17 protein-coding genes and 1 tRNA gene are annotated in these 17,983 nt (G+C 57.5%); 9 read left to right on the plus strand and 9 right to left on the minus strand.

Going from position 1 to position 17,983, the window contains the following annotated elements; genetic code table 11:
- Positions 1 to 114: 114 nt before the first annotated feature.
- A complete protein-coding gene (locus tag VF639_RS18765) occupies positions 115 to 1,218 on the minus strand; it encodes an L-dopachrome tautomerase-related protein (protein WP_331147472.1) in 1,104 nt (367 codons plus the stop codon).
- Between the two features lie 327 nt (positions 1,219 to 1,545).
- On the opposite strand from VF639_RS18765, the gene VF639_RS18770 reads away from it, so the two are divergent.
- Positions 1,546 to 2,187: a T-complex 10 C-terminal domain-containing protein gene (locus VF639_RS18770; RefSeq protein WP_331147473.1), complete on the plus strand. Its 642-nt coding sequence runs from the start codon at positions 1,546 to 1,548 to the stop codon at positions 2,185 to 2,187.
- Between the two features lie 176 nt (positions 2,188 to 2,363).
- Here VF639_RS18770 and bla read toward each other — a convergent pair whose 3' ends face one another.
- The gene (gene bla / locus VF639_RS18775; protein WP_331147474.1) at positions 2,364 to 3,101 is read right to left on the minus strand and encodes a subclass B1 metallo-beta-lactamase; all 738 of its coding nucleotides are present in this window, start codon (positions 3,099 to 3,101) and stop codon (positions 2,364 to 2,366) included.
- A 341-nt stretch (positions 3,102 to 3,442) separates the two neighbouring features.
- Between bla and VF639_RS18780 the strand changes: the two genes are divergently transcribed.
- The 5 genes from VF639_RS18780 to VF639_RS18800 all read left to right on the plus strand — a co-directional run bounded on the left by VF639_RS18780 (position 3,443) and on the right by VF639_RS18800 (position 9,442).
- Positions 3,443 to 4,888, plus strand: coding sequence for an aldehyde dehydrogenase family protein (locus VF639_RS18780; RefSeq protein WP_331147475.1), 1,446 nt, complete (start codon positions 3,443 to 3,445; stop codon positions 4,886 to 4,888).
- A gap of 205 nt (positions 4,889 to 5,093) precedes the next feature.
- On the plus strand, positions 5,094 to 7,154 hold the full coding sequence (locus VF639_RS18785) for a GMC family oxidoreductase N-terminal domain-containing protein (RefSeq protein WP_331147476.1): 2,061 nt from the start codon (positions 5,094 to 5,096) through the stop codon (positions 7,152 to 7,154).
- A 90-nt stretch (positions 7,155 to 7,244) separates the two neighbouring features.
- Positions 7,245 to 7,664: a hypothetical protein gene (locus VF639_RS18790; RefSeq protein ID WP_331147477.1), complete on the plus strand. Its 420-nt coding sequence runs from the start codon at positions 7,245 to 7,247 to the stop codon at positions 7,662 to 7,664.
- Between the two features lie 573 nt (positions 7,665 to 8,237).
- Positions 8,238 to 8,744: an acyl-CoA thioesterase gene (locus tag VF639_RS18795; protein WP_331147478.1), complete on the plus strand. Its 507-nt coding sequence runs from the start codon at positions 8,238 to 8,240 to the stop codon at positions 8,742 to 8,744.
- A 125-nt stretch (positions 8,745 to 8,869) separates the two neighbouring features.
- Positions 8,870 to 9,442, plus strand: coding sequence for a type 1 glutamine amidotransferase domain-containing protein (locus VF639_RS18800; protein WP_331147479.1), 573 nt, complete (start codon positions 8,870 to 8,872; stop codon positions 9,440 to 9,442).
- A 152-nt stretch (positions 9,443 to 9,594) separates the two neighbouring features.
- On the opposite strand, the gene VF639_RS18805 is transcribed toward VF639_RS18800, so the two are convergent.
- Both VF639_RS18805 and VF639_RS18810 read right to left on the minus strand, forming a co-directional pair.
- Positions 9,595 to 10,098: a DUF6992 family protein gene (locus VF639_RS18805; protein ID WP_331147480.1), complete on the minus strand. Its 504-nt coding sequence runs from the start codon at positions 10,096 to 10,098 to the stop codon at positions 9,595 to 9,597.
- 88 nt (positions 10,099 to 10,186) lie between these two features.
- Positions 10,187 to 10,885 (minus strand): porin family protein, encoded by a 699-nt coding sequence (locus VF639_RS18810; RefSeq protein WP_331147481.1) that lies wholly within the window; start codon positions 10,883 to 10,885, stop codon positions 10,187 to 10,189.
- A gap of 202 nt (positions 10,886 to 11,087) precedes the next feature.
- Between VF639_RS18810 and VF639_RS18815 the strand changes: the two genes are divergently transcribed.
- Together VF639_RS18815 and VF639_RS18820 are read left to right on the plus strand one after the other, a co-directional pair.
- Positions 11,088 to 11,162, plus strand: a tRNA-Val gene (locus VF639_RS18815).
- A 183-nt stretch (positions 11,163 to 11,345) separates the two neighbouring features.
- Positions 11,346 to 12,251 carry a histone deacetylase family protein gene (locus VF639_RS18820; RefSeq protein WP_331147482.1) on the plus strand — a complete coding sequence of 302 codons (906 nt, stop codon included), beginning with the start codon at positions 11,346 to 11,348 and terminating at the stop codon, positions 12,249 to 12,251.
- A gap of 141 nt (positions 12,252 to 12,392) precedes the next feature.
- Here the strand turns inward: VF639_RS18820 and VF639_RS18825 are convergent, their stop codons facing one another.
- The 3 genes from VF639_RS18825 to VF639_RS18835 form a co-directional block, all read right to left on the minus strand.
- Complete coding sequence (locus VF639_RS18825) at positions 12,393 to 13,100, minus strand: methyltransferase domain-containing protein (protein WP_331147483.1); 708 nt, start codon at positions 13,098 to 13,100, stop codon at positions 12,393 to 12,395.
- Between the two features lie 225 nt (positions 13,101 to 13,325).
- Positions 13,326 to 14,441 carry a type III polyketide synthase gene (locus tag VF639_RS18830; protein WP_331147484.1) on the minus strand — a complete coding sequence of 372 codons (1,116 nt, stop codon included), beginning with the start codon at positions 14,439 to 14,441 and terminating at the stop codon, positions 13,326 to 13,328.
- Positions 14,442 to 14,640: 199 nt separating this feature from the next.
- Positions 14,641 to 15,750, minus strand: a complete 1,110-nt coding sequence (locus VF639_RS18835) for an NAD(P)/FAD-dependent oxidoreductase (protein WP_331147485.1) — start codon at positions 15,748 to 15,750, stop codon at positions 14,641 to 14,643.
- A gap of 175 nt (positions 15,751 to 15,925) precedes the next feature.
- On the opposite strand from VF639_RS18835, the gene VF639_RS18840 reads away from it, so the two are divergent.
- On the plus strand, positions 15,926 to 16,306 hold the full coding sequence (locus tag VF639_RS18840; protein WP_331147486.1) for a T9SS type A sorting domain-containing protein: 381 nt from the start codon (positions 15,926 to 15,928) through the stop codon (positions 16,304 to 16,306).
- A 121-nt stretch (positions 16,307 to 16,427) separates the two neighbouring features.
- Here VF639_RS18840 and VF639_RS18845 read toward each other — a convergent pair whose 3' ends face one another.
- A complete protein-coding gene (locus tag VF639_RS18845) occupies positions 16,428 to 16,550 on the minus strand; it encodes a hypothetical protein (protein WP_331147487.1) in 123 nt (40 codons plus the stop codon).
- A 130-nt stretch (positions 16,551 to 16,680) separates the two neighbouring features.
- On the minus strand, positions 16,681 to 17,724 hold the full coding sequence (locus VF639_RS18850; RefSeq protein ID WP_331147488.1) for a flavin-containing monooxygenase: 1,044 nt from the start codon (positions 17,722 to 17,724) through the stop codon (positions 16,681 to 16,683).
- Positions 17,725 to 17,983 lie beyond the last annotated feature (259 nt).

Raw genomic sequence — 17,983 nt, forward strand, 5'->3', positions numbered from 1 at the left:
GACGAGCAGCGCGAGTTCCTACGCGAATGGCGCGGTTCCGGATACTCGCGCTGCTCGTCGCGGAACGGAAGCCACAGGATTTCCGCGCTACATTTCACGCCGCCTGAGTAGCACCTACTGCGGCATCGTGATCTTGAAGATCTGGTAAGGCTCGGTGCGCTGCGAGCGGGGAATGTGCAGCTGCGAGGTGGTAACGTAGAGCCCACCGTCGGGGCCGATAGAGAAGCTGTCGGGCCACTTCAGTTGCTGGTCCCGGGCTACAATCTGAAACTGCCCTTCCGGCGTGATGCGGGTCACGGCGTTCAGCTCTAGATTGGTAAGATACAGATTGCCAGCGGGGTCGAAAATCATGCCGTCGACGGGGCCGGTGTCCCCTACCAGCTCGACGCGCTGGCCTAGCTGCGAAGCCGATAACGCTTCATCGAGCAAGTACTGCGTCCGGATGCGGTAGAGCGTCCGGGCCGTGAGGGCGTGGTAGTAGAGATACTCGCGGTCCGGCGAAAGCGCAATGCCATCGGAGTCGAGGGACGGAAGCTTGCCGCTACGGTTGCGCCACACCCGGCCTTCCACCGTCAGAATCAGGTTCTCCGACTTAGTGGACGGATGATTGCCCAACAGGCGCCGGCTGCGGCCCGTGGTTAGGTTCACTACGATGATGGCGCCCTGGTTGGAGTCGGTGAGGTAGGCCACGTTGCGTTCCGTATCCACGCGGACGTCGTTGAGGTAGCTGGTGGGGTAAGCCACCGTTTCATCGAAATCGATGCGCTGCACCAGCTGGCGGGTGTTGCTGTCGAACTTGAGCAGCTTGGCCCCACCGCGCACCACACCCCGCATTTGGGGCGAAGCCGCGTCGAGCACCCACAGAAAGTTATTGGCATCGGTGTACACGCTCTGCACGCACACAAAGCGGTTTTGGGCCGGCAACGACGGTTTCCAGTTGTTCCAGGTGGTATCGGGGAACGGAATGGCCTGCTGCCCCCGAATTTCAGCCACCGAATACGGCACTGTGTCGGTTTCCATGCGGGGGAAGTTGGCAAAGATGCGGCCGTCGCGCAGCACGGCTACGCCGGTCCACTGCACTTGCGAAGTAGCCGTTTGGGTTAGCGTTGCGCCCGGAACGGTAGGAGTATCGGGCTGTTCGTCGTCGTCGTTGTGGCAGCTGGTGAGCAGGGGTAAGCTGGTGAGGGCAACCAACAACGGAAGTAAAAAGCGTTTCATAGCAGCAGTGGCAAAAGGGCGCAAAAGCGTTTTCCCTACGCAAGGCCACCAGCGGGAGGTTGAAAGCCAAGCTGGCTTCTGTTTGATTTTAAGTATTCATACTCAGTAAGTTTGTGGCAAATACGTATGGCTCAGCTTATACGTTTAAGCAACCAGGGCCAGTATTAGGTCGAGCAGAAGCGCCCCTTGAGTGGCCGCCGTACCACAGGTTTCCCAAGGGAGAGGGTACCTAACTACACACCCTGCACAACCCCACCACAAGCTGAGCCGTAACAGCCGCCTGTATAGGCATGTTGCTATATGTACTTTTCCTCGATGCTTTCACTTATGCACAAGACCTTGCTCTTCCTCTTGGCCGCTGCCACCCTCACGGCTACTTCCTGCACCCAAGACAAACCCGCCGCTGTTGATGCAGCAACCACGCCCTCGGCCGATACGGCCGTAGTGGCCAGCAACGCCGACACGGCCGCCTACCGCTCCGACGCTGATGCCCTTGCTGCCCGCGTGGCCGGCGACCTCAAACTCAACGATACGGTGGTGGTAACGCGCATCCAGCGAACCTACTACACCCGGGGCCGTCGCCTCAACGAGGCCACCACCCGCTACACCACCGACACTACCGGCCGCTACGCCGCCCTGCGCACCATCAACGATGAAACCGACCAGCAGGTGCGCACCATCATCCCCGATCAGTACGACACCTACACCACCAACCGCGCCACCTACTACGACGGCACGCCCTACACCGACGCACCGGCGCCTACCGCCACGGCAGTTGCCGCTCCACCTCGCCGCCGGGGTCCCGCCATCGAGAAGTACGACCGGAAAGCCAACGGCTCAACCAAAATCAAGTACGCCAACGGCAAAACCGTGAAAATCGACAAGGATGGCGACACGAAAGTGGAGTACCCCAACGGCACCAAAGTAAAGCGCGACGCCGACGACGGCGAGCGGAAAGTGAAAAACTAGCTTTTCAGATCAACAGAGACAATAGCGCGAAGCCTGCGCTTCACGTGTCGTAGAACGACGGGCACTGCTGATGTAGCAACGGCCTCGTTCCACGACACGCGAAGCGCAGGCTTCGCGCTACAGTCTTTTATATTCACCGGTAAACGGCTGTGGCTTTATTGAGCGGTTGACACCCTCTACGGCTGGCCGCTTAGCGCCGTCTGCGGCTTGCTGCTAGGCGAGTGGAGCAGTTCCAGGGTATGGTCAAGCAGGCTGGCATTGCCCCATTGCCCATGGCCGGGTACAACCAAGGCAACTTTCGGATAACGGGCGGCCACTTTGCGCACCGCTACCGGCCATTGTTTCAGGTTGGCATCATCGATATTGCCGAGCGTGGTAGCATCGGCACCTTTTACCAGGCAGCCGCCGAAAAGCACCTGCTGATTAGGAAGCCAAGCCACCATGTTGTCGGGGGAGTGGCCGGGGCCGGGGTAGAACAGCTCGAGCCGGGTACGGCCCGCCCGGACGACGGTGTAAGGCTTGATGGCCGGGGTAGGCACGCCAAACGGCAAAGTAGCCGCATGCTCGGCGGTAGGAGGCGTGCAATACACCTTGATATTGTTGGCTTGCAGCACGGGCAGCCCGCCCAGCCGGTCTTCGTGAGCGTGGGTGATAACCACCAGCCGCACGCGCTGGTGCAAGGTATCGGCCACCCAGCGCAGCAGCTCCATGGTTTGGTCGGGGTCCCAGGCGGTGTCAACTACCAGGGCACCCGTTTTAGTTTTGATGATAAGGCCATTGGATGGCACCGGTACCGGGTTGCCGGGGTAGTAATGATAGGAGGTGTGCACATACACATCCGGGGCTATAGCGTGTACCCGCAGGTGCAGCGTGGGCTGCTTCGGGGTAGGCGGGGCGCCAGCCAGCAATAGCAAAGAACAAGCTAAGAAGAGGGTTGCCAGACTTAGCCGGCGCAAAGGAAACGGAAAACGTAAAGGCAAAACGGGCATTCAAAAAGTAAAAGACAAGCTAGCTTAACGTACTGCCGCTGCAAATAGTGTCTTTGCCTTCAGAGTGGCTTTACAGCCAGTAGCTTAAATTATTTGGGCAGCTTAGCACCTAGCTGCAACAGCCAACTACTTGCGCAGTAAGAAAGAGCAGAGGCACCGGCCCGAAGCCTTTGGGAAGCAGTAAAACTTTGAACGATACACAACAGTTGGCAATTCCAGGAAAGCTGCCAACCTTACGTAGTGCTTCCCGCCTTCAGCCCTTGCCCATGGAACCCCTTGTCTCTCCTGTGTTGTCTTCACTTGAAACCTCTGAGCTGCTGCAGCTCTTTCAGCGGCAAAAGGCCCGCTCAGAAGCCCTGCGCCGCGAAGATGCCGGTCCGCGGGCGGCGCGCCTGCGCAAGCTAGGCCAGTGGCTAGACCAAAACCGAACCGCCATCCAGGAAGCGCTGTACGCCGATTTTCGCAAGCCCCCCACCGAAACCGACGTTACTGAATTCTGGCCCTCGCAAACCGAGCTGAAGCACACTCTCAAGCACCTCAAGCAGTGGACTGCAGTGCAGCCCGTTGATACCCCCCTGGCGCTAATGGGCGCGCGGGGCTGGAAGCAGGCCGAGCCCAAAGGTGTCTGTCTCATCATTGCGCCCTGGAATTACCCTTTCTACCTGGCCATCGACCCGCTAATATCGGCATTGGCGGCCGGCAATTGCGCTATCATCAAACCTTCCGAAATGACGCCCGCCGTGGCGGCCCTGCTTGGCCGTATGGCCCGCGAAATTTTCGATCCGGCGGAAGTAGCCGTGGTGGAAGGCGACAAAGAAGTAGCCACCGCCCTGCTCAAGCTGCCCTTCGACCATATCTTCTTCACGGGCAGCCCGCAGGTAGGCAAAATAGTAATGCGCGCCGCCGCCGAGCACCTCACCAGCGTCACGCTGGAGCTAGGTGGCAAAAGCCCCGCCATCGTCGACGAAACCGCCGACCTGCGCGACGCCGCCGAGAAAATTGTGTGGGGCAAAGGCATCAACGCCGGCCAGACCTGCGTAGCCCCCGATTACGTGCTGGTGCACGAGTCGGTGCAGGAGCCACTGCTGGCGGAAATGCGAGCTGTGGTGCAGCGCTTCTATAATCCTGACGGGCAAGGCGTAGCCACTTCCGAGTCGTTTGCGCGCATTGTCAATCAGCACCACTTCGAGCGGGTGGCGGGCCTGCTGGAAGACGCGCAGCAGCACGGCGCCACCGTGGCCATGGGTGGCCACGTCGATGCCCGGCAACGCTTCATCGAGCCCACCGTCCTCCTGAACCCGGCCGCCAACAGCCGCGTGATGCAGGAAGAAATCTTCGGGCCGCTGCTGCCCATTCGCACCTTCCGCACTCTCATGGAAGCCACCGACGAAGTGAACTCGCGGCCCCGGCCGCTGGCGCTCTACGTCTTCACTCAAAGCAAAGAAAACCAGCGTTATCTGCTGCGCAACATCCCGGCCGGCGGCGCGGCCGTCAACGAAACCATCCTGCAACTGGCCCACCCCGAACTACCTTTCGGTGGCGCCGGCAACAGCGGCATCGGCCGCGCCCATGGCTACGCGGGGTTCCTGGCTTTCTCCAACGAGAAATCGGTGCTTAAGCAGCGTACCGGCTTCACGGGCATCAAGAACTTCTACCCACCCTACACCCCCAAGGTGCAGCGCATGGTTGGCTGGCTGCTGCGCTGGCTGTAGGTGAGATTGTGAAATGGTGAGTGGTGAGTTTGATGTGCTGCTTGCTAGTCTTGCGCAGTTGGAACAGTCAACTCACAACTTCGCAACTTCACAATCTCGCCATTTCGTATGCAAGCCGAGTATTTTCACTGAAAAGGTCTTATATTTTCAGACCCCTTCCGCTTCCCAAAGCCAGCAAATTCCCCGCCTTGCCTTTTCGAGTAGTATGATCTTCACCGAAGCCCAGCGCGTCACGCTCCGCGCCCTTGCCGACACTTTTGTTCCGCCCATGGAAGGCCCCCCTGAACAGGCCGCCTACTGGCAGCGCCGCGGTTCCGAAGGCGTGGATCTCAATAAGATAGGAGAGGTGCTGGACGAGCAGCCCGTGGCAGCGCGGGCTGAGTTTCTGAAACTGCTAGACTTACTCGATACCGTCGCGCTGGGCCTGACTTGGTTTGGACCGTTGCGGCCGTTCAGCCACTTACAGCCTGCCCAGCGCGAGAAAATGCTGCAAAGCTGGTCGCAGAGCAACCTGCCGCAGCTCCGCAAAGGCTTTCACGCCCTGCGCAAGCTGTTCGTGTTTCTGTACTATGGCAGCTCCTCAGCCGAAGCCGGTAACCCGGTGTGGGAAAGCATCGGGTACGAGGGGCCGCTACCAGCTGACAACGTGGTCGACACGCCCAAACCCATCCGGACCCTACAACCCACCCAGGACGTCACCTACGACTGCGAGGTGCTGGTGATTGGCAGCGGCGCGGGCGGCGGCGTAGTAGCCGGCGAGCTGGCTGCCGCCGGCCACGACGTGCTGGTGCTGGAAAAAGGTCCCTACTGCCACGGCTGCGACTTCACCCAGCGCGAAGTGGATATGCTCGGCAAGCTCTACGACGGCAAAGGCGCGCTCAGCACCCAGGACGGCAGCATCAGCCTGCTGGCGGGTTCCTGCCTCGGCGGCGGCACCACCATCAACTGGGCCGGCGCCTTTCGCACCCCCGACTACGTGCTGCAGGAGTGGGCACACGAGCATTTGGTGCCGCATTTCACGTCGCCCGATTTCCAGAGCAGCGTAGACGCCGTGAGCCAGGCCCTAAGCGTAAATACCGATTACCCGCGTCACAACGGCCAAAACCAAGCCCTTTGGGACGGCTCGACCAAGCTCGGGCAGCACGTAAAACTAATTCCGCGCAACGAAAAGGGACTCAACAATTCAGAAGCGCACTTTCGGGGCCTTGGCTACAGCACCATGGGCGACGCCTACGGCATCAAGCAGGGTACGCTGAACACCTACTTGCTACGGGCCTTCGAGCACGGTGCCCGGCTGCTGGCCGATACCCGCGTGGAGCGCGTAACCATTGCCAATGGCCGGGCTACGGGAGCCATGGCTGTGTATACGACAGCCGCCGGCCAGCAAGTGCGCGTAACAGTGCGGGCCCGGCGGGTGGTGGTAGCAGGCGGGGCCATTCAGACGCCGGCCTTGCTGTTGCGCAGTGGTTTGAAGCACCCACACCTGGGCCGGCACCTCAATCTGCACCCTACGGTGGTGGTATCGGCGCTGTACGAGCAGGCGATGCACTCCTGGTTCGGGCCGAGCATGTCGGTAGTAAACGACAGCTTCACCAAGCTCAGTGGCACCAACTACGGCGCCAAGCTAGAAACCCCACCGGCCCACGCCGGCCTGATGAGCATGGTGCTGCCCTGGCTGTCGGGCGCACAACACAAGCAAATGATGCAGCAGGTCGCCCACATGGGCTCGTTCATCGTTCTGACCCGGGACCGGGACGGGGGCCGCGTCAACATCGACAAGCACGGGCATGTGCTGGTTGATTATACCCTCAGCGAGTACGACCGCCACCACATGCTGACCGGCGTGCGGGGCGCCGCCGAAATACACGCGGCTGCCGGGGCGCACACCATTTTTCTGCCGCACGGCACCTTGCCCACCCTGCACGCACAGCAGGGCCAGATCCAGAACCCCGAGGTGCTGGATCGGCTCCCGCACCTTAGCTGGAAATCCAACCAGTACGGCCTCTACAGTGCCCACCAGATGAGTAGCTGCCGTATGGGCGGCGACTCGTTCACCCACCCCGTTAGCCCCGCTGGCGAAACCTACGAAGTGAAAAACCTGTTCGTGGCCGATGCCTCGGCCTTCCCGGCTTGCAGTGGGGTAAACCCCATGCTCACGACGATGGCCTTGGCGCACTACACGGCCCAGCACCTGAAAACCAGCAGCGTAGTGGGAATAGCGGCCACGTCCGCAGCTAATGCATCCCTTGCGGCTACGGCATCTTGAATGCCGAGGTAGAAGATATAGGTCATTCGGAATAGACGACTAATGCGATTTTCGCGTATGGGGTCCACATACCCCTACTTTTTCTTCTTTATGTCCTTTTCCCGCCCTCTTCTCGCCCTCTGCCTGCTGGTTAGCCTAGCCAGCGGCTGTGCCCGTCGCAACAAAAATATTCCCGAAGCTAAGTCCGTAAGCGTAGCCCCGGCTCCAACTCCCACCGTAGCCCCCACCGCCGCCCGCGACCTGACCGACGTCATGACCGACGAGCTGAAGCTGCGCCCCGACCAGCAGCAGAAGGTTCGGGCCATTTTGACTAGCACCGCCCAGCAAGCCAACACCGCTCAAAAGCAATACGCCACCAACCGGCCGGCCCTGATGGCAGAGCTGAAACGCATCAATGCGGCTTCCAACCAGCAAATGCAGCAGGTGCTCACGCCCACGCAATACCAGCAGCTCAAAACCAAGCAGCGCCAGATGCAAGCTGAAATGCAAAACCGAAAATCCGGCCAGTAAGCTTAGCTGTTAACCTCTTGATTTTCTGACTGTTGCTGTCTCGTGGCGCATTACGCGGCTACACAAGCTAATTTGAAAAGTATAACGCGTCTTACAGCCGTTTCGTGAACGATGTAGAGACGCGACACTTAGCTGCGCCGACCTTTGGTTCGCGTCTCGTCGTTGCTGATGTTGTTTAGCCCGCTATGCTCTATGTGGGTCGTTCAACGCCGAAACGCGAACCGAAGGTCGGCGCAGCTAAGTGTCGCGTCTCTACATCGTTCAGATGATTACTATAAGCTGCTTTTAGCAGTTGTGCGTCAACAGGAGCGTGGCTGTAAGATAGCGCGCTTCGGCGCGGATAAGCAGGCAAGTAGTGGGTACAGTAACTTCCTAATTATTGGCTGAGTCAGGTACGGGCTGTTGCATTGGATGCTAAGTTGCACCTTGGGTTCCAGTTAAATAATAGTTGAGTTTCTACACGGTTGAGGACTGGGTTGAAAGAGCTGGTTCATCTTGCCTCACAAAACAAAGTGAGCAGCTCCCGAGTATGCTGTTGCCTGAATTCATCTTTTGTTAGCTGCTCTCCCTCTTATGGCTTTACTCCGCACGCCCGAATCTACGTATCGTGTTCATTTTCAGGACTGCGACATGATGGGTCACCTCAACAACGCCCGTTACCTCGACTATTTCCTCAACGCGCGCGAAGACCACACCACCGAGCACTACGCCCTCAACCTAGGAGCGCTTACCCGGGAGCTAGGCAGCAGCTGGGTTATTACCAAGCACCACATCAGCTACCTGCGCCCGGCCAACCACAACGAAACGGTGCTGGTCCGCAGCCAGCTTATTCATTTTGACAACTCCAACCTGGTAGTGGAAATGCAGATGCTCAGCGAAGACGGCCAACGCCTGAAAGCGTTGCTGTGGTCGGAAATGGCTTTTGTAGCGGTGAAGGCCGGTACCCGCACCGAACACCCCGATGCCCTGATGGACATGCTGGAAGAGCTGGACGTACCCGACATAGAATACGACCCCGACGGCTTCGATGATCGGGTGAAGCGGGTGCGCAAACAACTCAAGCAGTTCCGCCAGGAATAGCGGCCTGCCACTTGGTGCATAACTCGGGCAGAAACTAATAGAGACCAAACCCCTCGCGGAAGCCAGGCGTAAGAAAAATAGGCGCGGATACCCCGCCGCCCTGTTTTTTCTAACAAGTATATAGCATGAGTATCTTCAGCAGCGACAAACTGAAAGGCAAAAAAATAGCCATCGTAGCCACCGACGGCTTCGAGCAGGTAGAGCTTACCGAGCCAAAAAGTTACCTGGAAGGCGAAGGGGCCGAGGTAGACGTTATTTCCTTGAAAAGCGGCTCCATCAAGGGTTGGGACAAAACCGATTGGGGCGACAAAGTGGACGTCGATAAGCTGATCGGGGACGCCCGCGTAGCCGACTACGACGCCCTGGTGCTACCCGGTGGCCAAATCAACCCCGACAAGCTGCGCGTCGAGCAAAGCGTGGTCGATTTTGTGAGCGAGTTTATGCGCTCCGGCAAAGTGGTGGCCGCCATCTGTCACGGCCCCTGGACCCTCATTGAAACCGGCCTGGTGCACGGCAAGAAAATGACCAGTTTCCCGAGCATCAAAACCGACCTTAAAAATGCCGGTGCCCAATGGGAAGATTCCGAAGTAGTGGTCGATAAAGGCCTCATCACCAGCCGCAACCCCGACGATATTCCCGCCTTCAACAAGAAAATAGTAGAGGAAATACTGGAGGGCACCCACGCCCCACGCAGCTAGTAGGCTAGCTGGCTATATAGGCGCTGTAGCGCGGAAATCCGTTCCGCGCCGAGCAACGCGAGTATCCGGTGCTGCACCGAGCGGCTCATACGCGTAGGATACTCGCTCCGCTCGTCGCGGAACGGATTTCCGCGCTACAGCGTGCCCTATCTTTAACTCAGCAGTGCCAATAGCTTAGCGGCTTGCTGGTGATAGACGAGGTAGAAACTTAAGTCAAACAGCAGCAGAAACGCGCCTTGTAGCCAGAGCGAGCGGCCAAAACCTAATAATCGTTCTGGAAGCTTGGGGGCCGTAGCTGCGCGAGCACGAAGCCAACTCCCAATGCACAGGTACGCCACGTCAAGGCCCGCATTGAAGAGCAGAATTTTCTCGAAGTTGAACTGCGCCATGAGGCTGTCGGGCAAGGTGAGGCCCGCTACTTGGTTGGGATGCGCCTGCAACATGCCCCACACGGCTAGCAGTACATTCACGAAGTTCCAGCCCAGGTTCATTTGGTGAAAGTACGTGGCCTCTGTGCGCACTCCCGACTGGTTTATGTTGTAGCCGCTCACCAACAAGTTCAGCAGGGCCCAAGCGCCGAGCACCGCCATGCCGCGCTCGGCCAGCAGTTCGCGACTGTGGTTGATGGCAGGCAATAAATCGAGGAGAAGTGTCATAAGGTGGCAACGTACAATAGGCCAACAACAAACAAAAGGGAAGCCGGCGCGGCTTCCCTTTTGTTTGTTGTTGCGGTACTAGAGAATATCAGTTGGTGAAGCCTATGCCCACATATAATTGGAAGACCCCGTTCTTTACGTCCTTGTATATCGATTGACTGGCACTACTAGAATCTTTGTAGATATCGGCTAGGCCCAGATCATAGCGGGCACCTACACGGGCAGGACCTACGCGGGCCTCAAGGCCACCTACTACGCCGTAGTCCAAGCTGTGGAATCCGCCGCTAGCAATGCTTTTCTCTTCTCCAGCGTCCTTCACGCGCACTAGCAATGAGGCCTGTGGTCCAATATGCACGCTCACATTGTCGAGGAAGTTGTAGACGAACAGCACCGGTACTTGAATGTAGTCGAGGCGGGTTTCGCGGCGGGTTGAACTAACCGGCGGAGTTGGGCCAGGGCCAATAACCATCACTGGACCTTCCTTATCATCAAAGCCCTTGCGGCTGAGCAGCAGCTCAGGCTGAATAGAAATTTTGTCGTTGATGCCGAACTGGGCATACACGCCAGCATGGAAGGTCTTTAAGTTCGACAAGTCGGTGTACTTCTCGGTGTCACTGCCGTGCAAGTCAACCAGATTGAAGCCGCCCTTGATACCGAAGCCGTTGTTGCGTGAGTCGCTGGTAGAAGGAGCGTAATCGGTGGAAGACCGCACGCCGTCAACGCTTTGCTGCGCCGTTGCGGCAAAGCTGCAACTGCAAATAGCCAGTAAGAGAAATAGTTTTTTCATGGGTGGTATAGGTTAAGAGAGAAAGCAGAAGGGTCGCGCGTTGAGGTGGAAGAGCGTAGACCCAACTAAGCCCCTATACTTGGGGCGCTGGGTAAAGTTGCGTGGCCCTTACATTCGTAGCATAAAAGTTTCACCAAGGAGCTAGCATCTTTAAGAACAGTTACTATCTTTGGCTCTTTACGGCCGCCGCCAGCCGATTTGCGGGGTGTTAGCTCAGTTGGTTTAGAGCACTACCTCGACAAGGTAGGGGTCACTGGTTCGAGCCCAGTACGCCCCACGCAAATCGCCCCGAATCCGAAATAACCGTCTGGAAAGACGGTTATTATCGTTTTAAGGGGTTGGAGTAGAACGGAAAGTTTGGAACTCAGAACAAAGAGACGAACTAGGCGCTGCTCATATTAAGTGGAAATATCAAGGCTTCTTTTAAGCTCTAAGTTCTTCTATCTCGCTTCTCTATCGAATGCTTTCTGTTGCTTGGGCACCACTTTACGCTCATCCGTTGCCCGCCAACCACCGCTTTCCCATGCTGAAGTACGAGTTGCTGCCCGAGCAGCTTGTGCGGGAAGGCACCGTGCCAGAAAGTGCCTTTTTTCCTCCTGCGGCACCAGCACCCGCCGACATCCTGCGCACCCACGACCAAGACTACTACCAACGGCTGCGCACCGGCAACCTTACCCGCCAGGAAGAACGAGCCACCGGCTTCCCGTGGAGCCCGCAGTTGTTTGAGCGCGAAGTAACCATCTTGGGTGGTACCCTCGAATGTGCCCGCCGGGCTCTGCGCAGCGGCATTGCGCTCAACATTGCAGGCGGTACCCATCACGCATTCCGCGACCGGGGCGAAGGATTTTGCCTGCTCAACGACCAAGCCGCCGCCGCCGATTACCTGCTGGCCAGCCCAGAACTAGGCATTAGTAAGATTCTTATCGTTGACCTTGATGTGCACCAGGGCAACGGTACGGCCGCCATTTTCCAGCACGAGCCGCGGGTGTTTACCTTCTCGATGCACGGGGCCCGCAACTACCCGCACCGCAAAGAGCACTCCGACCTCGACTTGCCCCTGCCCGACGGCACCGACGATGCCGCTTACCTCGCCTTACTTCATAACACCCTGCCGCGCCTCCTCGACGAAGTACAGCCCGATTTTGTGTTCTACCTCAGTGGCGTCGATGTCCTGGCCACCGACAAGCTCGGCCACCTGGCCCTAACTCGCGAAGGCTGCCGCCAGCGCGACCAGTTCGTGCTTGCCCTCTGCCATCGTCACGCGCTACCGGTGGTCGTGTGCATGGGCGGCGGCTACTCCCCCCGCATTGCCGACATCATCGAAGCCCACGCCAACACCTTCCGTGTAGCAGCGGATCTGTGGTGATATGGTGAAGTTGTGAAATTGTGGGGCTATGAATTGCCCAAAGGGGTTCGTGGTACCGTTATCGTTGGACAATTTATCTTGCTCAACATTGAACAGGCATCAGCAACGATAGTGGCACCACAACTTCACAAGCTCACAACTTCACCATATCACCACTTGCCACCGAAACGCCCAGCGCCAGCGCAACGTGTAGCGGCTGATGCCTGCCTGCTGCAACAGCCGCTGCCAGTCAGCCCTGCTGAAGGAGCGGGCTACAGACAGCGGAGCGTCATTTTGCACCAGGTAGGAGCCACGAAACAAGCGCGTTATCCATTTGATGCTGTAATAAGCCAGCGCATGGCGGTGTAAGTCGTTGATGATAACAGCGGTAGTGGCCTGCGTGTGGCACTGCGCCAATAGCTGCGCCAGGGCTTCATCGGGGAAGTGGTGGCAGAACAGGCTGCAGGTAATAACGTCGAAGCGCTGCTGTTGAAAGGCCGGGGAGAATATATCGTACTGTTGAAAACTGATTTCAGGATATTCGCGGGCCTTGGCCGCGGCGTATTCCAGCATAAAGGCGTTGGCATCAATGCCAATCAACTCCACTGGAATCTGGTGTCGGCGCGCCCAACGAGCCACGTGCCGCAGCGTATCGCCGCCGCCGCTACCTAAGTCGGCGAGGCGCAATGGCCGGTTTGCCGGGAACTGTGGGCGCAGGCGCTCCAGCGCGTTTAGCACCGGGGCGTAGCCACCTAACCACGTATTGATGGTTTCCAACTCGTCCAGGTTCTGGCGCAACGCATCCGTGGCCAGCGAGTGGTCGTCCATCAACTCTTCTTCGGTAGCTCGGCGCGAGAAGTCAACTGGCATTATGACATTTAGCAATTACCATTTAACAATTAACAGATGGTCCAGCAGGCGAGGATTCTACGAATTACGCACTGGATAATTCGCAGAATCACACGGCTATGCCGCCGCGCCATTCAACAACCAACAGCCAATAAGTAGCAACCAACTGAAACGGCAACACCTAGCAACCCTCTTTTTCAGGCTGCAAAAGCGGCCAATTGACTGATAAATGTTAAATGATAATCGTTAACCGGCAAATGTCACCCGTAGCAGCATCGCTTCCAGCGTTAGGCCTGGCCCAAAGGCAAAGCTAAGGATAGGCGCCCCGGCATCAGCGGTGGTAAACGTTTTCAGTAATTCGTGCAGCACAAACAGCACCGTGGCCGACGACATGTTGCCGTATTCGCGCAATACGTGGTAGGCGCAGGCATTGTCGGCGCGGCTTAGGTTTAGCTCGTTCTCGATGGCTTCCAGAATACGCCGCCCGCCCGGATGAATGGCAAAGTGCCGGATGTCGGTGAGCTTGACCGGCAACTGACGCAGCAAGTCGTCGGTGAGTTGCCGGATGCCGCGTTGAATCAGCTTGGGCACGTAGGAGGAAAGCGTCATTTCAAAGCCGAAGTCGTTGACGTGCCAAGCCATATCGGCGTGGCCGTCGGGCTCCAGGCCGCAGTGGAAGGCTTCTAGCGCTAAGTGGGGCCTCGTGCCTGAGGGGCGGCCAAGCACCAGCGCGGCCGCGGCGCCATCTCCAAACAAGGCATTGGAAACCAGATGGTCTTCTTCGTGGTGCTTCTGAAAATGCAGGGTACACAGCTCGGTGCACACCACCAGCACCCTTGCCTCCACATCGGCGCGGCAAATAGCATCGGCGAGCTTTAGGGCATTGAAGGCCGCGTAGCAACCCATGAAGTTTACGCAGGTGCGCTGCACATTCGGCCGCAGCCCCAAGCCGTTCACCAACTCGATATCCAAGCCCGGTGCGTACATGCCCGTGCAACTCACCGAAATCAGGTGCGTGAGAGATGCCGCCGAAATTTCGGGTGCGTTTTGCAGGCAGTTTTCCGCCGCCGCCGTTGCCAGGGGCAGCGCTTCTCGCCGATACGCTTGCATGCGCGCGCCTACCGAGGGAAAAGGCTCTAAGTCAGGGGTATTAGGAAAGAAAGTAAAGTCGCCGTTTTGGCGTCCGTAGTCGGGCAGGGCCGTGTACCGATGCCCGATGCCCGAAACTCGGTACAAAGCCCGCAGCTTGCGGGTGGCGGTTTCGTCGAATTGCAGGGCCCGCGCCATGAATTCGCCGATTGAAGCTTGGGGTAGACGGTGCGGTGGGTTGGCCGTGCCAATGGCACTGAGGTAGCTGGTCATTAAGTGCAGTATACGGAAATACTTACGCGAGGGACTGAGGAACTATGTGCAGCATCCTGGCCGAAAAGTGTAATTAGCCTGCCTAAGCAGCACGCCTCTGGCACCGGGCTAAGTATCCTTACCCTGTAACAGAAATGTCAAGGGCTTGTCCTAGTGTTGAGATTAGGTTAAAGGAGCCGCCGCAAATTGCCAAGCCACCTCAGAACTCCTGCCCGTGGGTGCGGCGCATCAGCGTCCGAACTCCACCGGGCCAGTGCCGCAGCCCCCCTACCACGGCTTCGCTGAGCAAGGGTTTGCCAAACAGTCCCTGAACCAGCCGCCCCACCTGCAACCGCTGCCCAAACTGCTGCTGCCAGTCGCGGCGGTAGCGGGCCTCAAGCGTGGCGCGCGTAGTGCGGCCTTGCAAAAAGTCATGGATATGGGCACTGGCAATCTGTGCGCCGTGCAGAGCCATGGCCATGCCGTTGCCGCAAAGCGGCGTAATCAGGCCGGCGGCATCCCCACACAAGAGTACGTGGTCTTCCACACTGCTTTTAGGGGCAAATGATATTTCGTTGATGACCTCGGGTTGCGGATACAGGAATTCGGCATCCGTAAGAATGGCCCGCAACAAAGGATTGGCCGCCAACACGTTCTGTTCCAGCGCCGCAATGGTACCTTGCTGCTTCAGGTTTTGGCGGGTGGTCAGGTAACAGAAACAATAGCGCCCATCTTCCACTGCCGAAATACCCGCGTAGCCATCAGCGAAATTGTGTAGCGCAATCAAGTCGGGTGCGTAATCGAGGCGCAGGTGGTGCTTCACCCCGAGGTAGGGCGAGCGTTGTTGAAAAAAAGACCGTTGCCGGTCGAGGGAACTGCGTTTGCCATACGCGCCAAGTACCGTGCGCGTGGTCAGGGTGCGGCCGTCGGCCAGCGTGGTGGTATGCGAATCGGTGGCCGGGTTGTAGGTTACCGCCGCCACGGTGGCTCGCTGCAGTACCGTGACGCCCCGCGCTTCGGCCAGTTGAAATAAATAATGGTCGAGGGCGAAACGGCTGACGCCAAAACCTCCTAAGTCCAGCGGCGCCGATAAGGTGCGGCCAGCCGGGGAGGAAAGCAGGAAGCGGGTAATGCGGGCCGGATGCAGCGCCGCAGGGTCGGCCTGGAGCCGGCGCAGGTACGGCAGCACTTCATTAGACACGTATTCGCCGCACACCCGGTGAAAGGGATACTGCTTTTTTTCTACTACCGTCACTTGGTGGCCACGGGCTCTTAGGTCAAGCGCCGCCGTCAGGCCCCCGAGCCCTCCCCCAATAATAAGAACGTCCAACTTTTTTTGTCCAGTAAAGAAGTGAATTTCTAGTAGAGAAACGAGGATTAGTAGCGAAAGTGTTATATTTTACATACTTAATTAAGATTCATCGGGTATCTTTGCAAACCAAATCAGATAGACAACGTTTTATGCTACTATCTGAGCGCGCTGACTTTCTGCTCCAATTCCCCTTATGATGAGACTCTTACGCTACTTTCTTTTAACGCTACTGCTGGTCTTTGGCCCTTTATGCAGCAGCTTGCCTTCTGCTTTCGCCAAGCCTACTCTCGATGGTACCCGGCCCGCTGGTAAACAGTCTGAAGAACGAAATTTGCTGGTATACCCAAATCCAAGTACTGGTATTGTTCATATTGCCATCAACGGCTTTGAAGGACGCAAGCTTGAGCTGCGGGTGCTAAACGTAATTGGCTCGGTAATCTACCGCGAAGCCATTACCGAGTTCAACGACCGATTCACGAAAACCCTCGACCTAAGCAAATTTGCCAGCGGCCTCTACTACGTACGGCTCGAAGGTGATAATGCCAGTCAAATGCGCAAACTGGTTATCCGCTAGTTTACCGCTACCAGTAGGCTGATGCTCGTCGCGAGGTGAGTTATCAACAAAAAGCCCCGCCTGAAAACAGGCGGGGCTTTTTGTTGATAACTCACGGAGAGCAAAAGAGAATCGACCGGAATTAGCTACGGTTATTGTTGGCGCGAACGGGCACCGGCTTCAACGAAGCTTTCAGTTGGTCGAAGGTATTCATTGCAAGGAGGGCGGTTGCAAGTGCAATTCCCAAAAAGATCAACAGGGACATACGAATGGAGTTAAGAGACGAAAGAAACACAACAACCAACTCAAGTTGCAAAACCACACAATACTGTTGTTGGTAACTGTAAAGCTAACCATAAACAAGCATAACTAGTTGCAGTATAATTATGTGCTTTTTATAAGTTTTGCACCACAAATTCGGCGTCAGGTCCAGCGCCCCCCATCAGGGCCGAGCTGCGGCTGTTCAGCCAAGGCAGCCCCAAGAAGGCTAATCCCGGCGCTTCGGTAAGACCCCGCTTATGCCGTGGAACGCCATCTGCGTCGAAGATAGGCAGCTTAATCCAAGTATAGTCAGGGCGGAATCCGGTGGCCCATACTACGGCATCGAGGGGTGGCGTAGCCCTGCGTCGGGCCAGCAAAGCTCCCGCAGGCGTGGCCCCGGTAGCCCGACCAACAAATTCAACATTTGTAAAATGCCGGAGTCGTTGCAGGTCGCCGCTCACGACTGGCTCGGGGCTGTGCATCATACGGCGGCCCAAAGCATTGTAGCGCGAGAGTTGCAGCAGGCCGGTGCTCTTCAGCAGCACCCACATGAGCTGGTTGTTGGGTAGGGCGCCCGTTTTTTCGTCGAAAGCCACGAACACCGGTCGGCCTGTGCCGGCTAGGTCGGCGGCAATCTGGAGGGCCGAGTTGCCACTCCCAACTACCGCTACCGGGCCGGGGCCGGTAATTTGGCTGGGCTGTTGGTAGAGGCTACTGTGTAGCTGTTGCACCTGCGGCGGCAAATCGGTGGCAAAGGCGGGCACTTTGGGCGCAGTGTAGGCGCCGGTGCTCACAATAACGTGCTGCGCCTGGTACGTAGCCCCGGTGGCGGTTTCAACTACATAGCCCACTCCATCGGCAGGCCTTAAAATAGTTGCCCGTCGGCCTAAGTGCACCGGAAAATTGAAGTGGGCAGCATAGTTGCGCAGGTAAGCAGCGGCTTCGTCTTTGGACGGATAGTGCAGCTTTGAACCCGACCAAGAACAACCCGGCAGCCCACTTACCCAAGCCGGTGAAAACAGGCGCAACGCATCGAAACGGGTGGCCCACACTTCGCCTACGGCGGTCCGCTCATCGAGCACCACAAACGCTACGCCGCGCTGCTGCAAGTAATACGCTGCGGCCAAGCCCGCCTGCCCGGCTCCAATAACGAGCGTGTCCACAGTGGTGACCGTCATGCTTTCTTCTTGAATGAAATAATGCTTAACGCTTCGCCAATAATATTTAGCTGTACTCTACAAGCAAAAAGTCCGGGACTTGGTTTGCGTCCCGTGGCTTTAGCGGCTGGTAGTACGTCGCAGACAACGGTGGTTTTGCTGGTGTATATGAACAGTAAGTGAAAACTGGTTTCAAATTCAAAAAGCAAAGAACGTCCTGCTGAGCACAATCGAAGCATCTCGCTCGTGTGGTAAACTCAACCTCAGTACGCGAGATGCT

Source organism: Hymenobacter sp. (genome assembly GCF_036387835.1).
Taxonomy (GTDB): Bacteria; Bacteroidota; Bacteroidia; order Cytophagales; family Hymenobacteraceae; genus Hymenobacter.